At 47.7% G+C, this 21404-nt stretch carries 2 protein-coding genes; both read left to right on the forward strand.

The window, feature by feature from the left end:
• The first annotated feature begins 53 nt into the window (after positions 1–53).
• Positions 54–19538 carry a tyrocidine non-ribosomal peptide synthetase TycC gene (gene tycC / locus C7R94_RS08405; protein ID WP_255576728.1) on the forward strand — a complete coding sequence of 6495 codons (19485 nt, stop codon included), beginning with the start codon at positions 54–56 and terminating at the stop codon, positions 19536–19538.
• An 83-nt stretch (positions 19539–19621) separates the two neighbouring features.
• Positions 19622–21403, forward strand: coding sequence for an ABC transporter ATP-binding protein (locus C7R94_RS08410; protein WP_106779931.1), 1782 nt, complete (start codon positions 19622–19624; stop codon positions 21401–21403).
• The last annotated feature ends 1 nt before the right edge of the window (position 21404 follow it).

Raw genomic sequence — 21404 nt, forward strand, 5'->3', positions numbered from 1 at the left:
ATAAAAGCTGGGCAAGAGAGTTTTTATTGGAGGAACCCTCTTTGAATCTATCAATAACAGAGTTGAGGTGCGTAATGAAAAAGCAGGAAAATATCGCAAAAATTTATCCGTTAACTCCATTGCAAGAGGGTATGTTGTTTCATGCTATCAAAGATTCAGAGAGCAGTGCCTACTGCCTCCAGATGTCCGCAACGATCCAAGGAAATTTTCATCTGCCTACCTTTGAAGAGAGCATGAACAAGCTTGTAGAAAACTACGAGGTATTGCGAACGGTGTTTGTGTATCAAAACCTGCAGCGTCCCAGACAGGTTGTTTTTAAAGAGAAAAAAGCAGTTGTGCATTTCGAAAACATTACTCATTTGCCTGTAAATGATCTGAACGATTACATAAAAGCGTATACGCGTCAGCATCATACGTTTGACCTGACAAAAGATAGCTTGATGAAAGCAGCGATTTTCCAAACAGAGGAGAACAAGTTTCAATTCGTTTGGGCGTTCCATCATATCATCGTAGACGGTTGGTCATTGGGCGTATTGCTCAATAAACTGCTCTCGTATTACGCGGCCCTTTATAAAGGGGAGCCAATTCCACGGGAAGCAACCAAACCATATAGCGAATACATCAAATGGCTGGATAAGCAAAACAAAGAGGAGGCGCTCACTTACTGGGAAAATTACCTGGAAGGCTTTGACCATCAGGCTGATTTCCCCAAGAAGAAGCATGTGGCGGAGGATCGTGCTTATCTGCATATCGATTCTCATTTCACCATATCTCCTGAGAAGACGCAGCAATTGATGCAAATTGCCAATCAAAATCAGGCCACTATGAGCAGTGTAGTTCAATCCCTCTGGGGCATTTTGGCGAGCAAGTACAAAAATTCGGACGATATTGTATTCGGTTCTGTTGTATCTGGTCGTCCTCCCCAGATCCAAGGCATTGAGAGCATGGTTGGCTTGTTCATTAATACGATTCCAACTCGAATCCAAACGAACGGACAGCAATCGTTCAGCGAGCTGCTTAAGACTGTTCAAAAGCAGGCCTTGTCGTCTGCTGCCTATGATTTTGCCCCTCTTTATGAGATTCAGAGTAAAACACAACTGAAGCAGGAATTGATTGATCATTTGGTGACGTTTGAAAACTACCCGGATAATTCCTTGAAGCACATGGAGGATTCCCTAGGTTTTCAGTTCACTGTTGAAAACGGAGAAGAGCAGACCTCCTATGATTTTAACGTAGTAGTAGCTATCGCACCTTGGAACGAATTGTATGTGAAGTTGAGCTATAATGCAGCGGTTTATGAGCAGGCATTCGTAGACAGAGTGGAAGGCCATTTGAAAACCGTCATCGACCAAGTCATTCACAACCCTGATGTGCTGCTTCAAGATATCGGGATCATCACGGATGAGGAAAAACAGCAATTGCTGGTAGCTTATAACGACACAGCAGCTGAATATCCGCGGGACAAAATGATTTTTGAGCTCATCGCAGAGCAAGCAGGCCAAACGCCAAATAAAATAGCGGCTGTCTGCGGGGATGAAAGCCTTACATATCAGGAGCTTTGCGAACGTTCGAACCAGTTGGCCAGAGCTCTTCGCGCGAGAGGAATTACCCAAGGCAGTATCGTCTCGATTATGGCGGAGCATTCGCTGGAGTTGATTGTGGCAATCTTGGGAGTCTTACAGTCAGGCGGAGCCTATTTGCCGATTGATCCAGAGTATCCGATAGAGAGAATTCAGTATTTATTGGAAGACAGTCAAACGACGATTCTCTTAACGCAGTCTCAGCTTCAAGAAAAAATCGAGTTTAAAGGGGATATCCTTTATCTCGACAATCCCTCCTTGTATGAAGGTGACAGCACGAATCTTGTTGCCGAGTGCACACCGGATGATTTGGCTTACATGATCTATACGTCTGGCTCCACCGGGAATCCGAAAGGGGCGATGATTACCCATCAAGGTTTGGTCAATTACATCTGGTGGGCCAACAAGGTGTATGTCGAGGGCGAAGCTGTAGACTTTCCGCTTTACTCTTCCATTTCATTTGATTTGACCGTTACCTCGATTTTCACACCACTTATTTCGGGCAACACCATCTATGTTTACAGAGGAGCAGACAAGGTACAGGTCATTTTAGACATCATCCAAGACAATAAAGTGGGAATCATCAAGCTGACGCCCACTCATCTGAAGCTGATAGAAGAAATAGACGGCAGGAAGAGCAGCATCAGACGGTTTATTGTCGGTGGTGAGAACTTGCCAACTCAATTGGCGAAGAGAATCTATGAGAACTTTGGACAGAATGTCAAGATTTTCAATGAGTATGGACCTACCGAAACAGTTGTGGGCTGCATGATATATTTGTATGACCCAGAAAAACCCATTCAAGAATCAGTACCAATCGGAGTCCCCGCAGACAATGTCCAGCTCTATTTGCTGGATTCCTCCATGCAGCCAATACCCGTTGGCTCCATTGGTGAAATGTATATATCTGGAGATGGCGTAGCTAAAGGATATTTCAATAGACCAGAACTGACCCAGGAAAAGTTCATCGATAATCCGTTCCGTCCGGGGACCAAAATGTATCGAACAGGCGATCTGGCGAAATGGCTGCCCGACGGCCAGATGGAATACTTGGGAAGAATCGACCATCAAGTCAAAATTCGTGGGCATCGGATTGAGATGGGCGAAATTGAGAAGCGTTTGACGCAGCATGAATGGATCAAGGAAGCCGTCGTTATCGCTGAAAAGGATGACAGTGGTCAAAATGTGCTCTATGCCTACATGGTTTCCGAGCAGGAGTTGACCGTGTCTGAACTACGAGAGCATCTGGGAAGTACGCTTCCTTCCTACATGATCCCGTCCTTTTTTGTCCGTTTGGAGGAAATTCCGCTGACAGCCAATGGAAAAGTAGAGCGGAAGAAATTGCCGAAGCCTGACGGTGCAGTTACTACTGGAACAGCGTACGTCGCTCCTCAGAATGAAACGGAAACAAAATTAGCTGAGATTTGGCAACAGGCCCTGGGGGTTAGCCGAGTAGGCGTTCACGATCATTTCTTTGATTTGGGCGGGCATTCACTGAAGGCCATGACAGTTATCTTTCAAGTCTCCAAAGCGCTGGAAGTGGATTTGCCAGTAAAGGCACTGTTCGAGAATCCGACCGTATCCGAGCTCGCTGCCTTTATCTCGAAATCGGGGAAAAGCAAGTACACAGCCATTCAACCGGTTGAGGTCAAAGAATTTTATCCCGTATCTTCTGCTCAAAAAAGAATGTATATTCTTCAGCAATTTGAAGGAAGTGGCATCAGCTATAACATTTCGGGTGCAATGCTGCTGGAGGGAAAGCTGGATTACGATCGTTTTGCGAGCACTGTCCAACGACTGGCGGAGCGCCACGAAGCCTTGCGCACCTCCTTCCACCGTATCGATGGCGAACTTGTACAGAAAGTCCATGATGAGGTAGAAATCCCAATCCTGATGCTGAAGTCTACGGAAGACAAGGCGGAGCAGATCATGCGAGATTTCGTCCGTCCTTTTGACCTCGGAATCGCTCCGTTGATTCGAACAGGCTTGGTCCAGTTGGGCAAAGACCGTCATTTGTTCCTGCTCGACATGCACCATATCATCTCGGACGGTGTTTCGTCCCAAATTTTGCTGAGTGAATTTGCCAAGTCGTACCAAGGGGAAGCCTTGCAGCCTCTTCCTCTCCAATACAAGGATTTCGCTGCCTGGCAAAATGAGCTGTTCCAGACGGATGTGTACAAGAAGCAGGAGCTCCACTGGTTGAATACGTTTGCTGATGAAATACCTTTGCTCAATCTGCCGACTGATTATTCGCGTCCAACCATTCAAAGCTTTGAAGGGGATCTTGTGCTTTTTGACACAGGAAAAGAATTGACGGAGCGTTTGCGCCAGGTGGCAACAGATACGGGAACAACCCTGTATATGGTCTTGCTCGCGGCTTATCATGTGCTCCTGTCCAAGTATTCCGGCCAAGAGGATATCATTGTAGGCACGCCTGTCGCTGGTCGTTCCCATGCCGACGTGGAAAACATCATGGGGATCTTTGTGAATACGTTGGCGATGAGAAATCAGCCTGCGAGCGACAAAACCTTTACCCAATTCTTGCAAGAAGTGAAACAAAATGCGCTGGCGGCCTATGACAATCAGGATTATCCATTTGAAGAGCTGGTGGAAAAGCTGGCGATTCAACGTGACATTAGCCGAAATCCTTTGTTTGATACCATGTTTTCTTTGGAAAATGCAAATCAGCAGTCGCTGGAAATCGAGCAGCTTACAGCAGCTCCGTATGAGTTGTTTAACAAAATTTCAAAGTTCGATCTTGCTTTGAATGCGAGTGAATCGCAATCCGACATTCAATTCCAATTCGTATTTGGAACGAAGCTGTTCAAGAAAGAAACCATCCAAAGAATGGCCCATCATTATCTGGAAATCTTGCGTACCATTCCTGCACAGCCGAATGCCAAGTTAGCAGAAATCGACATGATGACAGAAGCAGAAAAACGAGCTCTCATCCTAAACATCAACGATACTTTTGTCGAACGTTCCACAGATCAGGTTTTGCATCAATTGTTTGAAGAGCAAGTAGTGCTTACGCCAGATCAAGTAGCTGTAGCCTATGACGGATACACCTTGACCTACCGCCAGTTGAACGCGCGGGCCAATCAAGTAGCTCGTTTGCTTCGGAGCAAAGGAACGCAACCAGATACATTGATCGGAATTATGGTAGACCGTTCCATCGGGATGGTCGTGAGCATGTTGGCTGTCTTAAAAGCAGGTGGTGCGTATACGCCAATTGATCCTACCTACCCGCCAGAAAGAATCCAATACATGCTCAGCGACAGCAAAGCTCCGATTCTACTGACACAGCGTCATTTGAAAGAGACAGTAGAGTATGCAGGAGAAATCATCGACGTAGACGATGAAGCGATATATGCAGGTGACGATACCAATCTTGACAATGTCAATGGCAGGGATGACTTGGCCTATGTCATCTATACATCTGGATCGACCGGAAATCCCAAAGGGGTTATGATCGCGCATCAAGCGATTTGCAATCACATGCTGTGGATGAAGAATGCCTTCCCACTGCGTACAGAGGATGCTGTCCTGCAAAAAACGCCGTTTTCCTTCGACGCTTCCGTATGGGAATTTTATTTGCCACTGATTACGGGGGGACGCCTGGTACTGGCAAAGCCGGACGGACATCGAGACATCGAGTACATGACTCGCATAATCAGGGAAGAGAAGATCACAACTTTACAGATGGTCCCTTCCTTGCTGGACCTGATCATGACCGAACCGGGATGGAGCTCTTGCACGAGCTTGCAACGCGTATTCTGCGGTGGAGAAGCACTAACACCTGCACTTGTTTCGCGCTTTTACCAGACGCAAACGGCCCAGTTGATTAACCTCTATGGCCCTACAGAATCCACGATTGATGCGACATACTGGATTTGCCCTCGTTTGCCGGAGTATGGTGTGATTCCCATTGGCAAACCGATTGATAACGTCCGTTTGTACGTCATAAATGCGAGCAACCAGCTCCAGCCTATAGGGGTTCCAGGAGAACTGTGCATTGCTGGCGATGGTTTGGCCCGCGGCTACTGGAATCGTGAAGAACTGACAGCAGCCAGCTTCATTGACAATCCGTTTGAACCGGGGAGTAGGATGTACCGCACTGGAGACATGGTAAGGTACCTAGCCTGCGGCAACGTGGAATATCTCGGACGCATCGACCATCAGGTCAAAATCAGAGGCCACCGGATCGAACTGGGTGAGATCGAAGCAAGGCTTTTGCAGCATGAATGGATAAAAACGGCTATTGTCCTTGCACGTCCAGATGAAAAAGGGCAAAACAACCTGTACGCCTATATCGTTTCCGATCGGGAAATCAAGACAGCCGACCTGAGAGCTTATATGGCGTCCCATTTGCCAGCTTATATGGTTCCTTCTTATTTTGTTTATCTGGAGAAGCTGCCGCTCACAGCAAATGGCAAGGTGGATCGCAAAGCATTGCCTCAACCTGAGGGAGCAATCTCATCTGAAGCCGTGTTTGTAGCGCCGCGCAATGAAGTGGAAGCCACGCTCGCAGACATCTGGCAAAGTGTACTTGGCGTAAACCCAATCGGGGTACACGATCATTTCTTCGAGTTGGGCGGACACTCTTTGAAGGCGATGAACGTCATCTCTTTGATCCAGCGTACCCTTCAAGTAGATGTGCCGTTGAAAACACTGTTTGAATTGCCTACGATTGCTGACTTGTCAGCATATATCGCGACTGCTGGCAAAGGCAAGTATACGACGATTGAACCTGTTCAAAAGCAGGAGTATTACTCCGTGTCTTCTGCACAAAAGAGAATGTTTATTCTCCGACAAATGGAAGGTGCTGGTATCAGCTACAACATGCCGGGCCTCTTGTACATCGATGGCAAGCTGGATACAGAGCGTTTGCAGCAAGCTCTCAAAAGTTTGGTGAGACGCCATGAATCTCTGCGCACCTCGTTCCATTCCATGAAAGGAGAGACTGTTCAGCGCGTACATGAAGATGTCGAGCTGGAAATCTCGTTGATGGAGTCAATAGAGGGAGAGCTCAAACAAATCGTCGAGCAATTTATTCAACCGTTCGATTTGGAAAAAGCTCCACTAATGCGCGCTGGACTTGTCAAACTGGCTCCGGAACGCCATCTTTTCATGCTGGATTTTCACCATATTGTCGTCGATGGTGTATCGATTGGCATTTTAGTTCAAGAGCTTGCTCAGCTTTATCACGGGGAAGAGCTGCCAGAACTGAGCATTCAGTACAAGGACTATGCCCATTGGCAGAATCAATGGTTCGAGACGGAGGAGTTTGCTGCTCAGGAAGCCTATTGGATCGATGCCTTTACGGGAGAAATTCCTGTATTGAATCTTGCAACGGATTATCCGAGACCTTCTGTGAAAAGCTTCGAGGGTGAGCGTTTTGTTTTCGGCTCCGGTGCCCTTTTGAAAAAAGAACTGAATCAACTTGCCCATGGTACAGGAGCTACGCTCTACATGGTTTTGCTGGCGGCCTACAATGTACTTCTCTCCAAATACTCTGGACAAGAGGACATTATTGTTGGTGCGCCTACCGCTGGCAGGTCACATGCAGAAACGGATTCGATCATCGGTATGTTTGTCAATACACTGGCATTGCGAAACGAGCCAGTGGGAGCTAAGACCTTCCTTAGCTTTTTGGCAGAAGTAAAAGACAATACGCTGAAAGCCTTTGAGAATCAGGATTATCCACTGGATGAGCTGATCGATAAGCTGAACATTCAACGGGATCTGAGCCGCAATCCTTTGTTTGACACCGTATTTATCTTGCAAAATATGGATCAGAAGCCGTTCGAAATGGAGCAACTGACCTTTACACCCTATATGGCCGAAGTGAATCAGGCCAAGTTTGATCTGTCATTAGAGGCGTACGAAGAAGATGAGGAGATCATTTTTAGCCTTGATTACTGCACCAAATTATTTACAAGAGAGACGATTGAAAAAATAGCGGCACATTTCATTCGAATCCTTCATGCCGTTATTGAGCAACAAACCATTACCTTATCCGAAATTACGATGCTTTCTGATGAAGAAAAGCATCGCTTGTTAGTAGAATTCAACAAAACGCATACGGAATATCCGCAGAACAAGACATTGCATGAGCTGTTTGAAGAGCAAGTGGAAAAAACACCACTGGTTGCTGCGATTGAAATTGGCGATAAGCAGATGTCCTATCTGGAATTGAATGAGCGAGCAAACCAGCTTGCCGTTACCTTGCGTGAACGGGGAGTAAAGGCTAACGAATTCGTAGGTATCATGGCAAACCGTTCTGTGGAAATGGTTGTGGGAATCATGGCCATTTTGAAAGCAGGTGGAGCCTACGTGCCTATCGATCCCGAATATCCGGAAGATCGTGTGGCCTACATGCTGGAGGATTGCGAAGCCCGTCTGGTGCTTACCCAAAAACATCTTGGAGCTAAGCTGGCTTCTAGTGTGAGGGTGGAATGCTTGTATCTGGAGGAAGAGAAGAACTATTCTCCCAACCGTTCGAATCTCGAGCCGATTCAATCCGCTTCCGATTTGGCTTATGTCATCTATACATCGGGGACAACAGGCAAGCCAAAAGGAGTAATGATTGAGCATCGTAGCATTGTCAACAGCGTGTTGTGGAAAAAAGAGGAGTATCAGTTTAGCGTCAAGGATAGAAATCTGGTGCCCCTGTCCTTTGCGTTCGATGGCTTTGTTCTTTCCTTCTTTACACCGATTCTTTCCGGTTCAACCGCCGTCTTGGCGAAGGATGAAGAAGCCAAAGACCCTGTATCTCTCAGAAGACTCATTGCAACTGCGAGATGCACCCAAATGACATGCGTGCCAAGTTTATTCCAAGCGATATTGGAATGCGGTTCTGCTGCGGATATCAGCTCCCTGCAAACCGTCACACTAGGGGGCGAAAAAGTATCTGCTCAGCTCGTTGAGAAGAGCAACCAGCAGAATCCGCAACTGGTCATCGCCAATGAATACGGTCCGACAGAAAGCAGTGTCGTCGCCACGTGGCAGCGAATTTCGCAACTGGATTCTACGATAACGATCGGACGTCCTATTTCCAATACCAGCATCTATATCGTGGACAAATTCCATCAGCTACAGCCAATCGGCGTCGTCGGGGAAATTTGCATCGGTGGCCACGGTTTGGCGCGTGGATATTGGAACAAGCCGGAACTCACAGCAGAGAAGTTCGTTTCTCATCCGTATTTGGAAGGCGAGCGCATGTACAAGACGGGAGATCTAGGAAAGTGGCTCCCTGACGGAAAGATTGAATTTATCGGTCGATTGGATGAACAGGTAAAAGTAAGGGGATATCGGATTGAGATCGGCGAGATTGAGTCGGTTATGCTCTCCTTTGAAAAGCTGACTTCGGCTGTCGTGATTGTCCATGAAGATCAACAGGGCCAAACGTCGCTTGCCGCTTATTTTACGGCGGAAGAAAAGCTTGAAGTCTCGAATCTGTGGACGTATCTGTCACAAAGCTTGCCGTCTTACATGATTCCTGCGTACTTGATCCAGCTCGATCATCTCCCGCTTACTCCAAATGGAAAGATTGACAGGAAAGCCTTGCCGAAACCAGAAGGCAGACCTGTAATGGGAGCAGAATATGTGGCGCCAGCAAGTCCAGTGGAAAGCAGGCTGGTGGAGATTTGGGAACAGGTGCTTGGACTAAGCGAAATCGGTGTCCTCGACAACTTCTTCCAGATAGGCGGGCATTCCTTGAAAGCCATGTCGCTCGCCGCACTGATCCATCGAGAGTATCAAGTCGAGCTTCCACTCAGAGTGCTCTTTGCGACACCTACCATCCAAGCATTGGCACAGTATATCGAGACAAGTGGGAAAGACACGCATATACCGATTCAGCCTGTACCGCAGCAAGCGTATTATCCCGTTTCTTCTGCACAAAAGAGGATGTTCGTCCTGCGCCAGTTTGAAGGCACAGGCACAGTCTATAACATGCCAAGCGTGATGTTTATTGAAGGCGATCTGGATTATGCACGTTTTGAAAACGCGATACAAGGGCTGGTCAAGCGACACGAATCGTTGCGGACATCCTTCCACACAGTGAATGGCGAGCCTGTTCAGCGTGTACATGAGACAGTCGAGCTGGATGTTCGCTATGAGGATTTGACCGAAGACCAGATCGAGCAAACCATCGAATCATTTGTGCAAGCATTTGATCTGGAGAAGGCTCCGTTATTGAGGGTCGGACTCTTCAGATTGGGAGAGAAGCGACATCTTTTCCTGATGGATATGCATCACATCATTTCGGATGGCGTCTCTGTCGGAATCATCATGGAAGAATTCTCGAAGCTGTATCGAAACGAATATTTGCCAGAGCTTACTGTTCAATACAAAGATTTTGCAGTCTGGCAGACTGATTTGTTCCAAACAGACATCTATACAAAGCACGAGAACTACTGGTTGAAGTCCTTCGCGGGTGACATTCCGGTACTGAATCTGCCCGCCGATTATTCTCGACCGCTGGTTCAAAGCTTTGAGGGAGATTGCATTACGTTCCAGACAGACAAAACGCTGATGGACGATTTATACAAGCTCGCCCATGAGAACCAAACCACGCTGTTTATGGTCTTGTTAGCAGCTTACAATGTACTCCTTTCCAAATACAGCGGCCAAGAAGACATCGTAGTGGGAACGCCGATTGCCGGTAGATCGCATGCGGATGTAGAAAGAGTCTTGGGGATGTTTGTCAATACATTGGCTTTGCGAAACTATCCTGAAGGAACGAAATCGTTCCAGGCATTTTTGGAAGATGTCAAACAGAATACGCTGCAAGCATATGCCCATCAGGATTATCCGTTTGAAGCATTGGTCGAAAAACTGGAAATCCAGCGGGATCTCAGCAGAAACCCACTGTTTGACACCATGTTTATTTTGCAAAATCTGGACAAAAAAGCTTATGAGCTGGATGGGCTGAAATTTGAAGCCTACTCCGGAGATGGGCAGCAAGGCAACGCCAAATTCGATCTTACACTGGAAGCGCATGAGGATGAGACAGGAATTCATTTTGGGCTTGTATACTCCACGAAATTGTTCCAAAGAGACACCATGGAAAGAATGGCAGGTCATTTCCTCCAGGTGCTGCGAGGAGTCATTGCGGACCAAACAGCGGCGTTGCATGAAATCAACTTGCTCGGTGAGGAAGAAAAACACCTTGTAACTGTTGCGTTCAACAACACGTTTGCCGCGTATCCACGCGAAAGCACGATTCAGGAGCTGTTCGAGGAGCAAGTAGAAAGAACACCCGAGCATACTGCGGTTGTGATGAACGGACAGATACTGACGTATCGGGAGCTGAACCAAAAAGCGAATCAGATCGCAAGTGCTCTTCGCCGATTAGAAGTGGGAAGAGACAGCGTTGTAGGTTTGTTGGCAGATCGTTCTCTCGAGATGATCACAGGCATTATGGGGATCATAAAAGCAGGAGGAGCCTACCTGGGGATTGACCCAGAGCATCCAGGTGAGCGCATTTCTTACATGCTCGAAGATGGCGGCGTGAAGGTTGTCCTTGTTCAAAGACATCTGCTGCATCTCGTCGAAGAAGGTCTCATTCCAATCGTTTTGGAAGACGAGAGTCTGGAGCAAGAAGATGACAGCAACCTGACCAATTTCAATGACGCCAAAGACTTGGCCTATGTGATGTACACGTCGGGTTCAACGGGCAAACCAAAAGGTGTCATGGTCGAGCATCGCAATGTCACCCGATTGGTCAAAAATACGAATTACGTTCAGGTACGCGAAGAAGATCGCATGATTCAAACGGGGGCCATTGGCTTCGACGCCATGACGTTTGAGATTTTCGGAGCTCTGTTGCATGGTGCTGGCTTGTTCCTCGTGAGCAAGGATATTCTGTTGGATGCGGAGAAGCTGGGCAGCTTCCTGCGAGAGAATCGGATTACAACGATGTGGTTAACCTCACCACTGTTTAATCAGCTTTCGCAAGACAACCCGGCGATGTTTGAAGGTTTGCGTGCGTTAATCGTCGGTGGCGAAGCACTGTCGCCAAGACACATCAACAAAGTGAACAGCGCCCATCCCGCTTTGGAAATTTGGAACGGATACGGCCCGACAGAAAACACAACTTTCTCTACATGCTATTTGATTGAGAAGGAATTCGAAGACAATATTCCGATTGGGAAACCGATCACGAACTCCACTGCCTATATCGTGGATCGCTACAATCAGCCGCAGCCAATCGGGGTGCCAGGTGAACTGTGCGTAGGTGGAGATGGGGTAGCCAGAGGTTATTTGAACAAGCCGGAATTAACCGCCGAGAAGTTTGTTCCGAATCCGTTTGTTTCTGGTGAAAACATGTACCGCACAGGGGATTTGGCGAGATGGAAGGCGGATGGAACGATTGAGTATTTGGGACGTATCGACCAACAGGTAAAGATCAGAGGATATCGGATCGAGCTTGGGGAAATCGAGAGCGTTCTGACCAATCTGGAAAAGGTAAAAGAAGCAGTCGTTACGGTGATGGGTGATACGAACGGCCAAAAAGCTCTCTGCGCTTATTTTGTTCCAGAAGAGGAACTCGACGCTGCAGAGCTGAGAGAGGCTATTTCCAAAGAATTGCCTAGCTACATGGTTCCATCCTTCTATGTTCAAATGGATAAGCTGCCTTTGACGGCAAACGGGAAGGTCAATCGTAGAGCTTTGCCTGAACCATCTGGAGATCGGGTACAGAGCTCCACATATGTCGCCCCACAAAACGCAACTGAGCAGAAGCTGGCTGAAATTTGGCAAGAGGTTCTCGGCATTCATCCGATAGGCATACACGACAACTTCTTTGAACTAGGTGGTCACTCCCTGAAGGCTATGAATGTAATCACGCAGGTGCATAAAGCATTTCAGGTAGAGCTTCCGTTAAAAGCACTGTTTGAATCTCCTACGATCCATGAGCTGGCTGCTTATATCACTGCGAGTGAAATTGAACAGTTCGAGACCATTCAACCAGTAGAGCAAGCAGACTTTTACCCAGTCTCGTTCGCTCAAAAAAGAATGTACATCCTGCATGAGTTTGAAGGAAGCGGGATCAGCTACAACGTGCCAAATGTGCTGATCATAGATGGCCAACTGGATTACGAACGCTTTGAACATGCGATCCGAACACTGGTAAAACGACATGAATCCTTGCGAACATCCTTCCATTCGAAAAACGGGGAACCCGTGCAACGAGTCCATGAGGATGTCACGCTGCTCATCGGTATTTCCGAGGCGACAGAAGACCAAGTAGAGCAACGCATTCAGGAGTTGGTTCAGCCGTTTGATCTCGAGGTGGCTCCGCTGTTCCGGGTTCACTTGTTGAAGCTGGGAGCAGAACGACACTTGTTCTTCATGGATATGCACCACATTATCTCCGATGGTGTATCGCTTGCAGTCATCGCCAAGGAGTTTGCGAGCTTTTACGAAGAAAAGCAGCTCCCTGACATGCGCATCCAGTACAAAGATTTTGCTGCTTGGCAGACGAAGCTGTCCCAGTCTGAGCGTTACCAAAAACAGGAGGATTATTGGACGAATGTCTTTGCAGGGGAGATTCCGTTACTCAACCTGCCAAATGATTTCCCAAGACCTACTGTTCAAAGCTTCGAGGGCGACACGGTAGCGATCGGTACAGGAAAGCACTTGCTTGCGGAGTTGCGACAACTCGCTGCAAATACGGGCTCCACACTGTTCATGGTGCTTTTGGCGGCCTACAATGTGCTGCTGTCCAAATACGCAGGACAGGAAGAAATCGTTGTCGGTACACCGATTGCAGGTCGATCCCACGCAGATGTGGAACGAATCGTCGGCATGTTCGTCAACACGCTTGCCTTGAAAAATGTGGCAGGAGGCAACCTGACCTTCCGCGAGTTTTTGGGTGACGTAAAACAAAATGCGCTGCAAGCGTTTGAACATCAGGATTATCCGTTTGAACATCTCGTAGATAAGTTGCAAGTACGGCGCGATTTAAGCCGAAATCCATTGTTCGATACGATGTTCAGTCTGGGGCTTGCGGACTCCTCAGCATTCGAAATTGATGGACTCAACATGTCCGCTTATCCGGTAGATGGCAAGATCGCGAAATTCGATATCGCTCTGGATGCGATGGAACAACAGGATGAGCTTCTCGTGCAGTTCAATTATTGCACGAAGTTGTTTGCAAAAGAATCGATCGACCGCATGGCTACTCATTACGTCAATCTTCTACAGACGATCATTGCCAATCCAGATCGCAAGCTCGCTGAGATCAATGTTTTGTCAAAAGATGAGATGGAGCAAATGCTGCATGATTTCAATGCAACAAAAGCCACTTATCCAACAAATAAAACGTTCCAGGAGCTATTCGAAGAGCAGGTCGAAAAAACACCGAACCAGGTGGCTGTCATCTTCGAGGATGAGCAGCTAACGTATCGGGAATTAAATGAAAAAGCGAACCAACTCGCACGTGTTTTGCGCCAAATGGGAGTCAAGCCAGAGAGCAATGTCGGCATCATGGTAGACCGCTCCTTGCACATGGTAGTAGGGACGCTCGGTATTTTGAAAGCCGGCGGCGCATACGTCCCGATTGATCCAGACTATCCGTTGGAGCGTCAAGCATTCATTTTGGAAGATAGCGATGCGAAGCTGTTCCTTACCTTGCAAAAGATGGATACACAGCTTGCATTCCCTTACGAAACGCTCTATCTGGATACAGAGGGGTTGTATCAGGGAGAAGCGAGCAATCTGGAGCCTGTGGCACTGCCGGAACACGCTGCTTACATCATTTATACTTCCGGTACGACTGGCAAGCCAAAAGGGGTCGTGATCGAGCACCGAAGCTATGCGAATGTCGCGTTTGCATGGCAGGATGAGTATCACTTGGATTCCTTCCCGGTTCGTTTGCTGCAAATGGCGAGCTTCGCCTTCGACGTATCGACTGGCGACTTTGCCAGAGCATTGCTGACAGGAGGGCAACTAGTTATTTGCCCGAATGAGGTCAAAATGGACCCTGCTTCCTTGTACGAAATCATCAAGCGGTATGAAATTACTATTTTTGAAGCGACACCAGCTTTGATCATGCCGTTGATGCATTACATTTACGAAAATAAGCTCGACATCAGTCAGATGAAGCTCCTGATTCTCGGAGCAGACAGTTGTCCGGCAGAAGACTTCAAGACCTTGCTCGCCAGATTCAGCCAGACGATGCGCATTGTTAACAGTTATGGCGTAACAGAGGCGTGCATTGATTCCAGCTATTACGAAGAAACAGATGTCTCATCTATTCGCTCGGGAACAGTACCGATCGGAAAACCGCTGCCGAATATGCAGATGTATGTGATGGATCAACAATTGAACCTTCAACCTGTTGGAGTCGTAGGTGAGTTGTGCATTGGTGGAGCAGGGGTTGCTCGCGGTTATTTGAACAGACCTGAGCTGACGCAGGAGAAGTTCGTACCGAATCCTTTCGTACCAGGTGAACTCTTATACCGTACGGGTGATCTGGCGAAATGGCGAGCGGATGGCAATGTAGAATTCCTGGGTCGTAACGATCATCAAGTGAAAATCAGGGGTGTCCGTATCGAGCTGGGCGAAATCGAGACACAACTACGCAAGCTGGACGGAATCTTGGAAGCAGTTGTCATCGCACGAGAGGATCACAGACAAGAAAAGTATTTATGCGCGTACATGGTCGCTGAACATCAGATCGACACAGCACAAATACGTAAGGAATTGCTGAAAGAATTGCCTCAAGCGATGATTCCATCGTATTTCGTAACGCTTGAAGCGCTGCCGCTTACCGCAAATGGGAAAATCGACAGACGTTCCTTGCCGGCGCCAGATGTATCCATGCTTAGAACAACAGAGTACGTAGCACCTCGTACCGAATTGGAGGCACAATTGGCTCGCGTATGGGAGCAAGTGCTGAATGTGGAGCAAGTAGGAATTCTGGATGATTTCTTTGCAATTGGCGGTCATTCCCTGCGTGCGATGAGTGTGATTTCGAGCATGCATAACGAATATCAAGTCGATATTCCACTTCGTGCTTTGTTCGAAAAACCGACGATTCAGCAATTGGCTGCACACATCGAAGAGACAGCAAGAGGATATGTCATTTCGATTCAACCAGCACCTGCGCAAGAGTATTACCCTGTTTCATCTGCTCAAAAGCGCATGTATATCCTCCATCAGTTCGAGGGAGTCGGCATCAGCTACAATATGCCATCCACTATGCTGATCGAAGGAAAGCTGGAACCGGAACGATTAGAGACAGCGTTTAAGCAGCTGATTGCGCGACATGAAAGTCTTCGTACGTCTTTTGCCGTTGTAAATGGAGAACCTGTTCAGAAGATTCACGAGGAAGTTTCTTTTGAGCTTTCTTATACAACGATCACAGAAGACCAGGCACATGGGGTTCTTTCATCCCTTGTTCAGCCGTTCGATCTGGGGGTAGCGCCGTTGCTTCGCGTCCGTCTTCTGCATATCGGAGACGATCGTCATGTGCTCTTTACCGACATGCATCATAGCATTTCCGACGGTGTATCCTCCGGCATTCTCCTGTCTGAATTAGTGAGGTTGTACCAAGGGGATGTTTTGCCAGAGCTGCGAATCCAGTACAAAGACTTCTCCGTATGGCAACAGGAGCTTTTCCGATCCGATGCCTTCAACAAGCAAGAAGAGTACTGGGCTCAAGTGTTTGCAGACGACATTCCGGTGCTGAACCTGCAAACGGATTTCACCCGACCAAGCATTCAAAATTTTGCAGGGGATCAGTATGCCATCGGAACTGGTAAACAACTCATGGAAGGCTTGAATCAGCTGGCTCGAGAAACGGGAACGACACTGTACATGGTACTCCTCGCGACGTACAACGTACTGCTTTCCAAGTATTCCGGGCAAGAGGACATCATCGTAGGCACACCGATTACAGGCAGATCCCATGCTGATCTGGAACCAATCGTAGGTATGTTTGTCAACACATTGGCGATGAGAAACAAGCCGCATGCTGGGAAAACATTCTCCGAATTGTTGCTGGAGGTCAAGCAGAATGCATTGGATGCTTACGCTCATCAGGATTATCCGTTTGAGGAGCTGGTGGAAAAACTGGACATTCCGCGAGACTTAAGTAGAAATCCGCTCTTCGACACGATGTTTACTGTGCAAAACACCACGGATGAATCTATCGAATTGCGCGGCTTGACACTCGCTCCGTTCATGACTGATCAGGCTGGCAACCATTCCAAATTTGATTTGACGGTGATTGCCACAGAAGAGCGTGAAGAGATTCGCATAGGCGTGGAGTACAGCACAAGCTTGTTTACAAGAGAGACAATTCAACGGTTAAGCAACCACTTCATGGCTATTGCCCAAATCGTTGTACAAAATCCGAATATCCGCTTGAGTGAAATCGACATGCTCTCGACGGAGGAGAAGCAGCAAATTTTTGAGAAGTTCAATGATACAGCTGTTGACTATGTACAAGACAAAACGCTGCATCAATTATTCGAAGAGCAAGTCGCGAAGACGCCAAATCAGGAAGCCATTCTCTTTAACGGTCAGTCACTGACTTACAGCGAGCTCAATGAGCAGGCCAACAGACTGGCAAGAGTTCTGCGCACCAAGGGAGTCGGATCTGATCGTCTGGTAGCAGTCATGGCGGAGCGTTCACCAGAGATGATCATTGGCATCCTCGGTATTTTAAAGGCAGGCGGAGCGTATGTACCAATCGACCCAGCGTATCCACAAGAACGCATCCAGTACCTGCTTGCGGACAGCAACGCAGCACTGCTTCTCTGCCAATCTCATTTGTCAGAACTATTGTCTCGCGTGTCGAGCGGGCTTGACTGGCTTGATCTGAACGCAGAGCTTGATGTGGAGATGGATGGCTCCAATCTCTCATCACTCAATCAACCGACCGATCTCGCCTATGTGATCTATACATCGGGTACGACCGGTAAGCCGAAGGGCGTCATGATTCCGCATCAGGGAATCGTTAATTGCTTGCAGTGGAGAAGAGATGAGTATGGATTCGGACCGGGAGACAAGGCGTTGCAGGTATTCTCTTTTGCCTTCGATGGATTTGTAGCCAGCTTGTTCGCTCCGCTTCTCGGAGGTGCTGCTTGCGTCTTGCCGAGAGAGGAAGAAGCCAAAGATCCGGTAGCGCTGAAAAAGCTGATTGCCCAGGCGGGAGTCACACATTATTACGGTGTACCGAGTCTGTTCCAGGCGATTCTGGATTGCTCGACTGCTGCCGACTTCTCTCCTCTGCGTTGCGTGACATTGGGTGGCGAGAAACTGCCTCCGCAGCTTGTGCAAAAAACGAAAGAAAAGCATCCAGCAATCGAGATCAACAATGAATACGGTCCGACCGAAAACAGCGTTGTCACCACCATCTCTCGTTCGATTGAAGCAGGGCAGGATATCACGATTGGACGACCGCTAGCCAATGTGCAGGTTTACATCGTAGATACGGAACATCACTTGCAACCGATCGGCGTAGTGGGAGAGCTATGCATCGGCGGACCCGGACTTGCTAGAGGTTATTTGAATAAACCAGAGCTCACACAAGAAAAGTTCGTTCCGAATCCGTTTGTGCCAGGGGAGCTCATGTATAAAACGGGTGACTTGGTGAAATGGCGGACAGATGGCACGATCGATTACATCGGCCGGGCTGATGAACAGGTGAAGGTGAGAGGGTACCGCATCGAGATCGGGGAAATCGAGAGCACCATACTCGCTTACGATGGCATCGATCAAGCAGTGGTGGTTGTGCAAGAGGATGACGTAACGGCCGGACAGTATCTTTGCGCTTATCTCGTCACAACAGAAGAGATATCCGTTTCCGAGTTAAGAAGGCATCTGGCGAAGGAACTGCCTGCTTACATGGTTCCAAGCTATTTTGTTCAGTTGGAGCAACTTCCGCTATCGGCCAATGGAAAAGTGGATCGCAAAGCGTTGCCGAAGCCAAAGCCATCGGATGCGACCACACGTGAGTTTGTGGCACCAAGGACTGCGACTGAACATCAATTGGCTGCCATTTGGCAGGAAGTTTTGGGGATAGACCCGATCGGCATCACTGACCATTTCTTTGAACTGGGTGGACATTCATTGAAAGCAACGCTATTGGTTGCAAAGGTGTATGAGTACATGCAGATTGAACTGCCGTTGAACCTCATCTTCCAGCATCCAACGATTGAGAAGGTAGCGGATTTCATCACGCACAAGAACTTTGAAGGCAATTCCGGTGGTGCCATTCTCTTAAATGAAGAGGCGGCGAGAAAGGTATTCTGCTTTACGCCGATTGGAGCCCAAAGTGTCTATTACAAGAAGCTTGCCGACGAAATCAAGGGCGTTTCCCTGCATAGCTTTGATTTCATCGAAGAAGACAATCGACTTGAGCAGTACATCAAGGCCATCGTGGCGATTGATCCAAAAGGACCTTATACGCTCATGGGATATTCCTCGGGAGGCAATCTGGCTTTTGAAGTCGCAAAAGAACTGGAGAACCAAGGATATGTCGTGACCGACCTCATCTTGTTCGATTCGTACTGGAAAGACAAGGTGATGGAGAGGACTTTGGCGGAAACGGAAAGTGACATTGCCCAGTTATTTGCCGAAATTGGAGAGAACATCGAGATGTTCAACATGACGCAAGAAGACTTCAATTTGTACGCTGCCAATGAATTCGTCAAGCAAAGCTTCATTCGGAAAACGGTCAACTACGTGATGTACCACAATCAACTGATCAATACGGGTGCAACGAACGCAGCGATCCATCTCATTCAATCAGAGCTGGAATCGGGCGAGGAAGATTTGGTCGCAGTCAAATGGAATGAAGCAGCTTGGACACAGGCTACGAAACGACTGTTGACGTACGAAGGGTACGGAATTCACTCCAGAATGTTGGGAGGAAATTACGTGTCGATGAATGCCTCTATCCTCCGAGACATCCTGCAAGAGCTGTTCATTCTGAAATAAGATCGCGGCTTTGTGATGATTCCCCTTGGGAACGCGTTTTCCAAGGGGAGTTCATCCAATACATCCTTGGAGAGGAGCAGCAAATGATTTTTACCAAGCAAGCTCAGCACAGAAAGAAAGAGCCCGTGTTTGGCTGGGTACTCTCATATGTAAAGCCTTATCGAGGTTGGGTCTTGATCTGTATCATTGCCTCGCTCCTTGTGGCTGTGGCAGACGTTTGGATGGGAATCCTGATCAAAACCATGGTTGAACATACGAACAACTTCGACAAGCTGGTCAGTATTGCTCTCATCATTTTTTGTCTGACCATTGTCGGCTTTCTCTCAAAATATTTCATCACGTATTCGGCAGCTAGATTCAGTTCAAGAGCCATGAGAGATTTGAAAAACAGCATGGTTTCTCATCTTGAAAAAATCCCCATGTCCACTATGGATAAATATCATTCCGGCGATCTCGTTTCGCGCTTAACAACGGATGCCCAAATCTTGCAAAGTTTTTTGCAAAAGCATTTTTTCCAGTTTTTTTATTTGCCAGTTGTTTTTGTCGGAGCTCTTGGACTATTGTTGACAATCAATTGGAAGTTAATTATCTTCAGCGTCGCAATCCTTCCTGTCGCTATCGCAATCACAGGATGGATGAGCAGACCGATTCAAAAATATTCGGAGCAAATGCAGGACCATCTGGGTCAAACGAACGCGATCGCGCAGGATACGCTCTCCGGGATTCACATGGTCAAAGCTTTTCAATTGGAAGGCGTCCTGTATCGTAAATACCATGCGGGTATGAAGCAGGTTTTGAAAAATGCGTTCCAGGCAGAGAAGAAGCGTGCGTGGATGACAGCACCAGGGATATTATTGTTTTCTTCCCCAATCCTGTTTTTTGTCGCTTATGGTGGGTACTTGATTCAGGTGGGAGAATTAGATCTGGGTAGTTTGGTCATTTTCAGCTATTTGCTTCACTTTATTATCGAACCACTTTCACTCGCTCCTGTGTTGTTTGCCCAAGTACAAGAGATTTCTGGTGCAGCAAAGCGGCTGCAAGAAATTTTTTCACAGCCAGTCGAACAAAATGATCAGCCTGCGATTCTTGTTGATCCACAAGCGATTCCTGTACAGTTTGAGAACGTTACTTTTGGCTACGAGCAGGCAAGGATTCTTGATCATGTTAGCTTTACGCTATATCCGAACAAGACCGTTGCGTTAGTAGGGGCCAGCGGAAGTGGAAAGAGCACCATCATGAAATTGCTGTGCGGGTTTTATCAAATGGAACCAGGCAACGGAAGACTGAATGTTTTCGGGCATTCCATGTCGGATTGGAATATGACGGACATGCGGAGCTATCTTTCCATGGTTTCTCAGGAAACGACGCTATTCCCCGTGTCTATTGCAGAAAATATCTCATATGGACGCATTCATGCGACACAAGACGAGATCATCGCAGCGGCAAAAGCAGCCAATGCGCATGACTTCATCATGGAGCTGCCGCAAGGATATCAAACAAAAGTGGGGGAACGAGGCTCTCGTTTATCCGGAGGACAGAAACAGCGCCTCGCGATTGCCCGAGCGATTTTGAAGGACGCCCCGATTCTGCTGCTGGATGAACCAACGTCTGCTTTAGATACAGAATCGGAAGCTTTGGTACAGGAAGCGCTGGAAAATGTGATGAAAAATCGGACTGTGCTCGTCATTGCTCATCGACTGTCTACGATAAAAGATGCGGATGAAGTACTTGTTTTGGAGCAAGGACAAATTGTTGAACGAGGCACACACTATGATTTGCTTGCCCAAGGCGGCGTTTACACCAGATTGTATCAGAAACAGTTTGCCACAGAGATGCATAGCTCGCTGGCAGCAGGGGGGGTATAGG

It is taken from the genome of Brevibacillus sp. NRRL NRS-603 (genome assembly GCF_003013445.1).
In the GTDB taxonomy this organism is placed as follows: domain Bacteria; phylum Bacillota; class Bacilli; order Brevibacillales; family Brevibacillaceae; genus Brevibacillus; species Brevibacillus formosus.

Bases quoted from the DNA above. Each gene is read 5' to 3' on its own strand.
- C7R94_RS08410 (WP_106779931.1), top strand. From the start codon at position 19,622: ATGATTTTTACCAAGCAAGCTCAGCACAGAAAGAAAGAGCCCGTGTTT.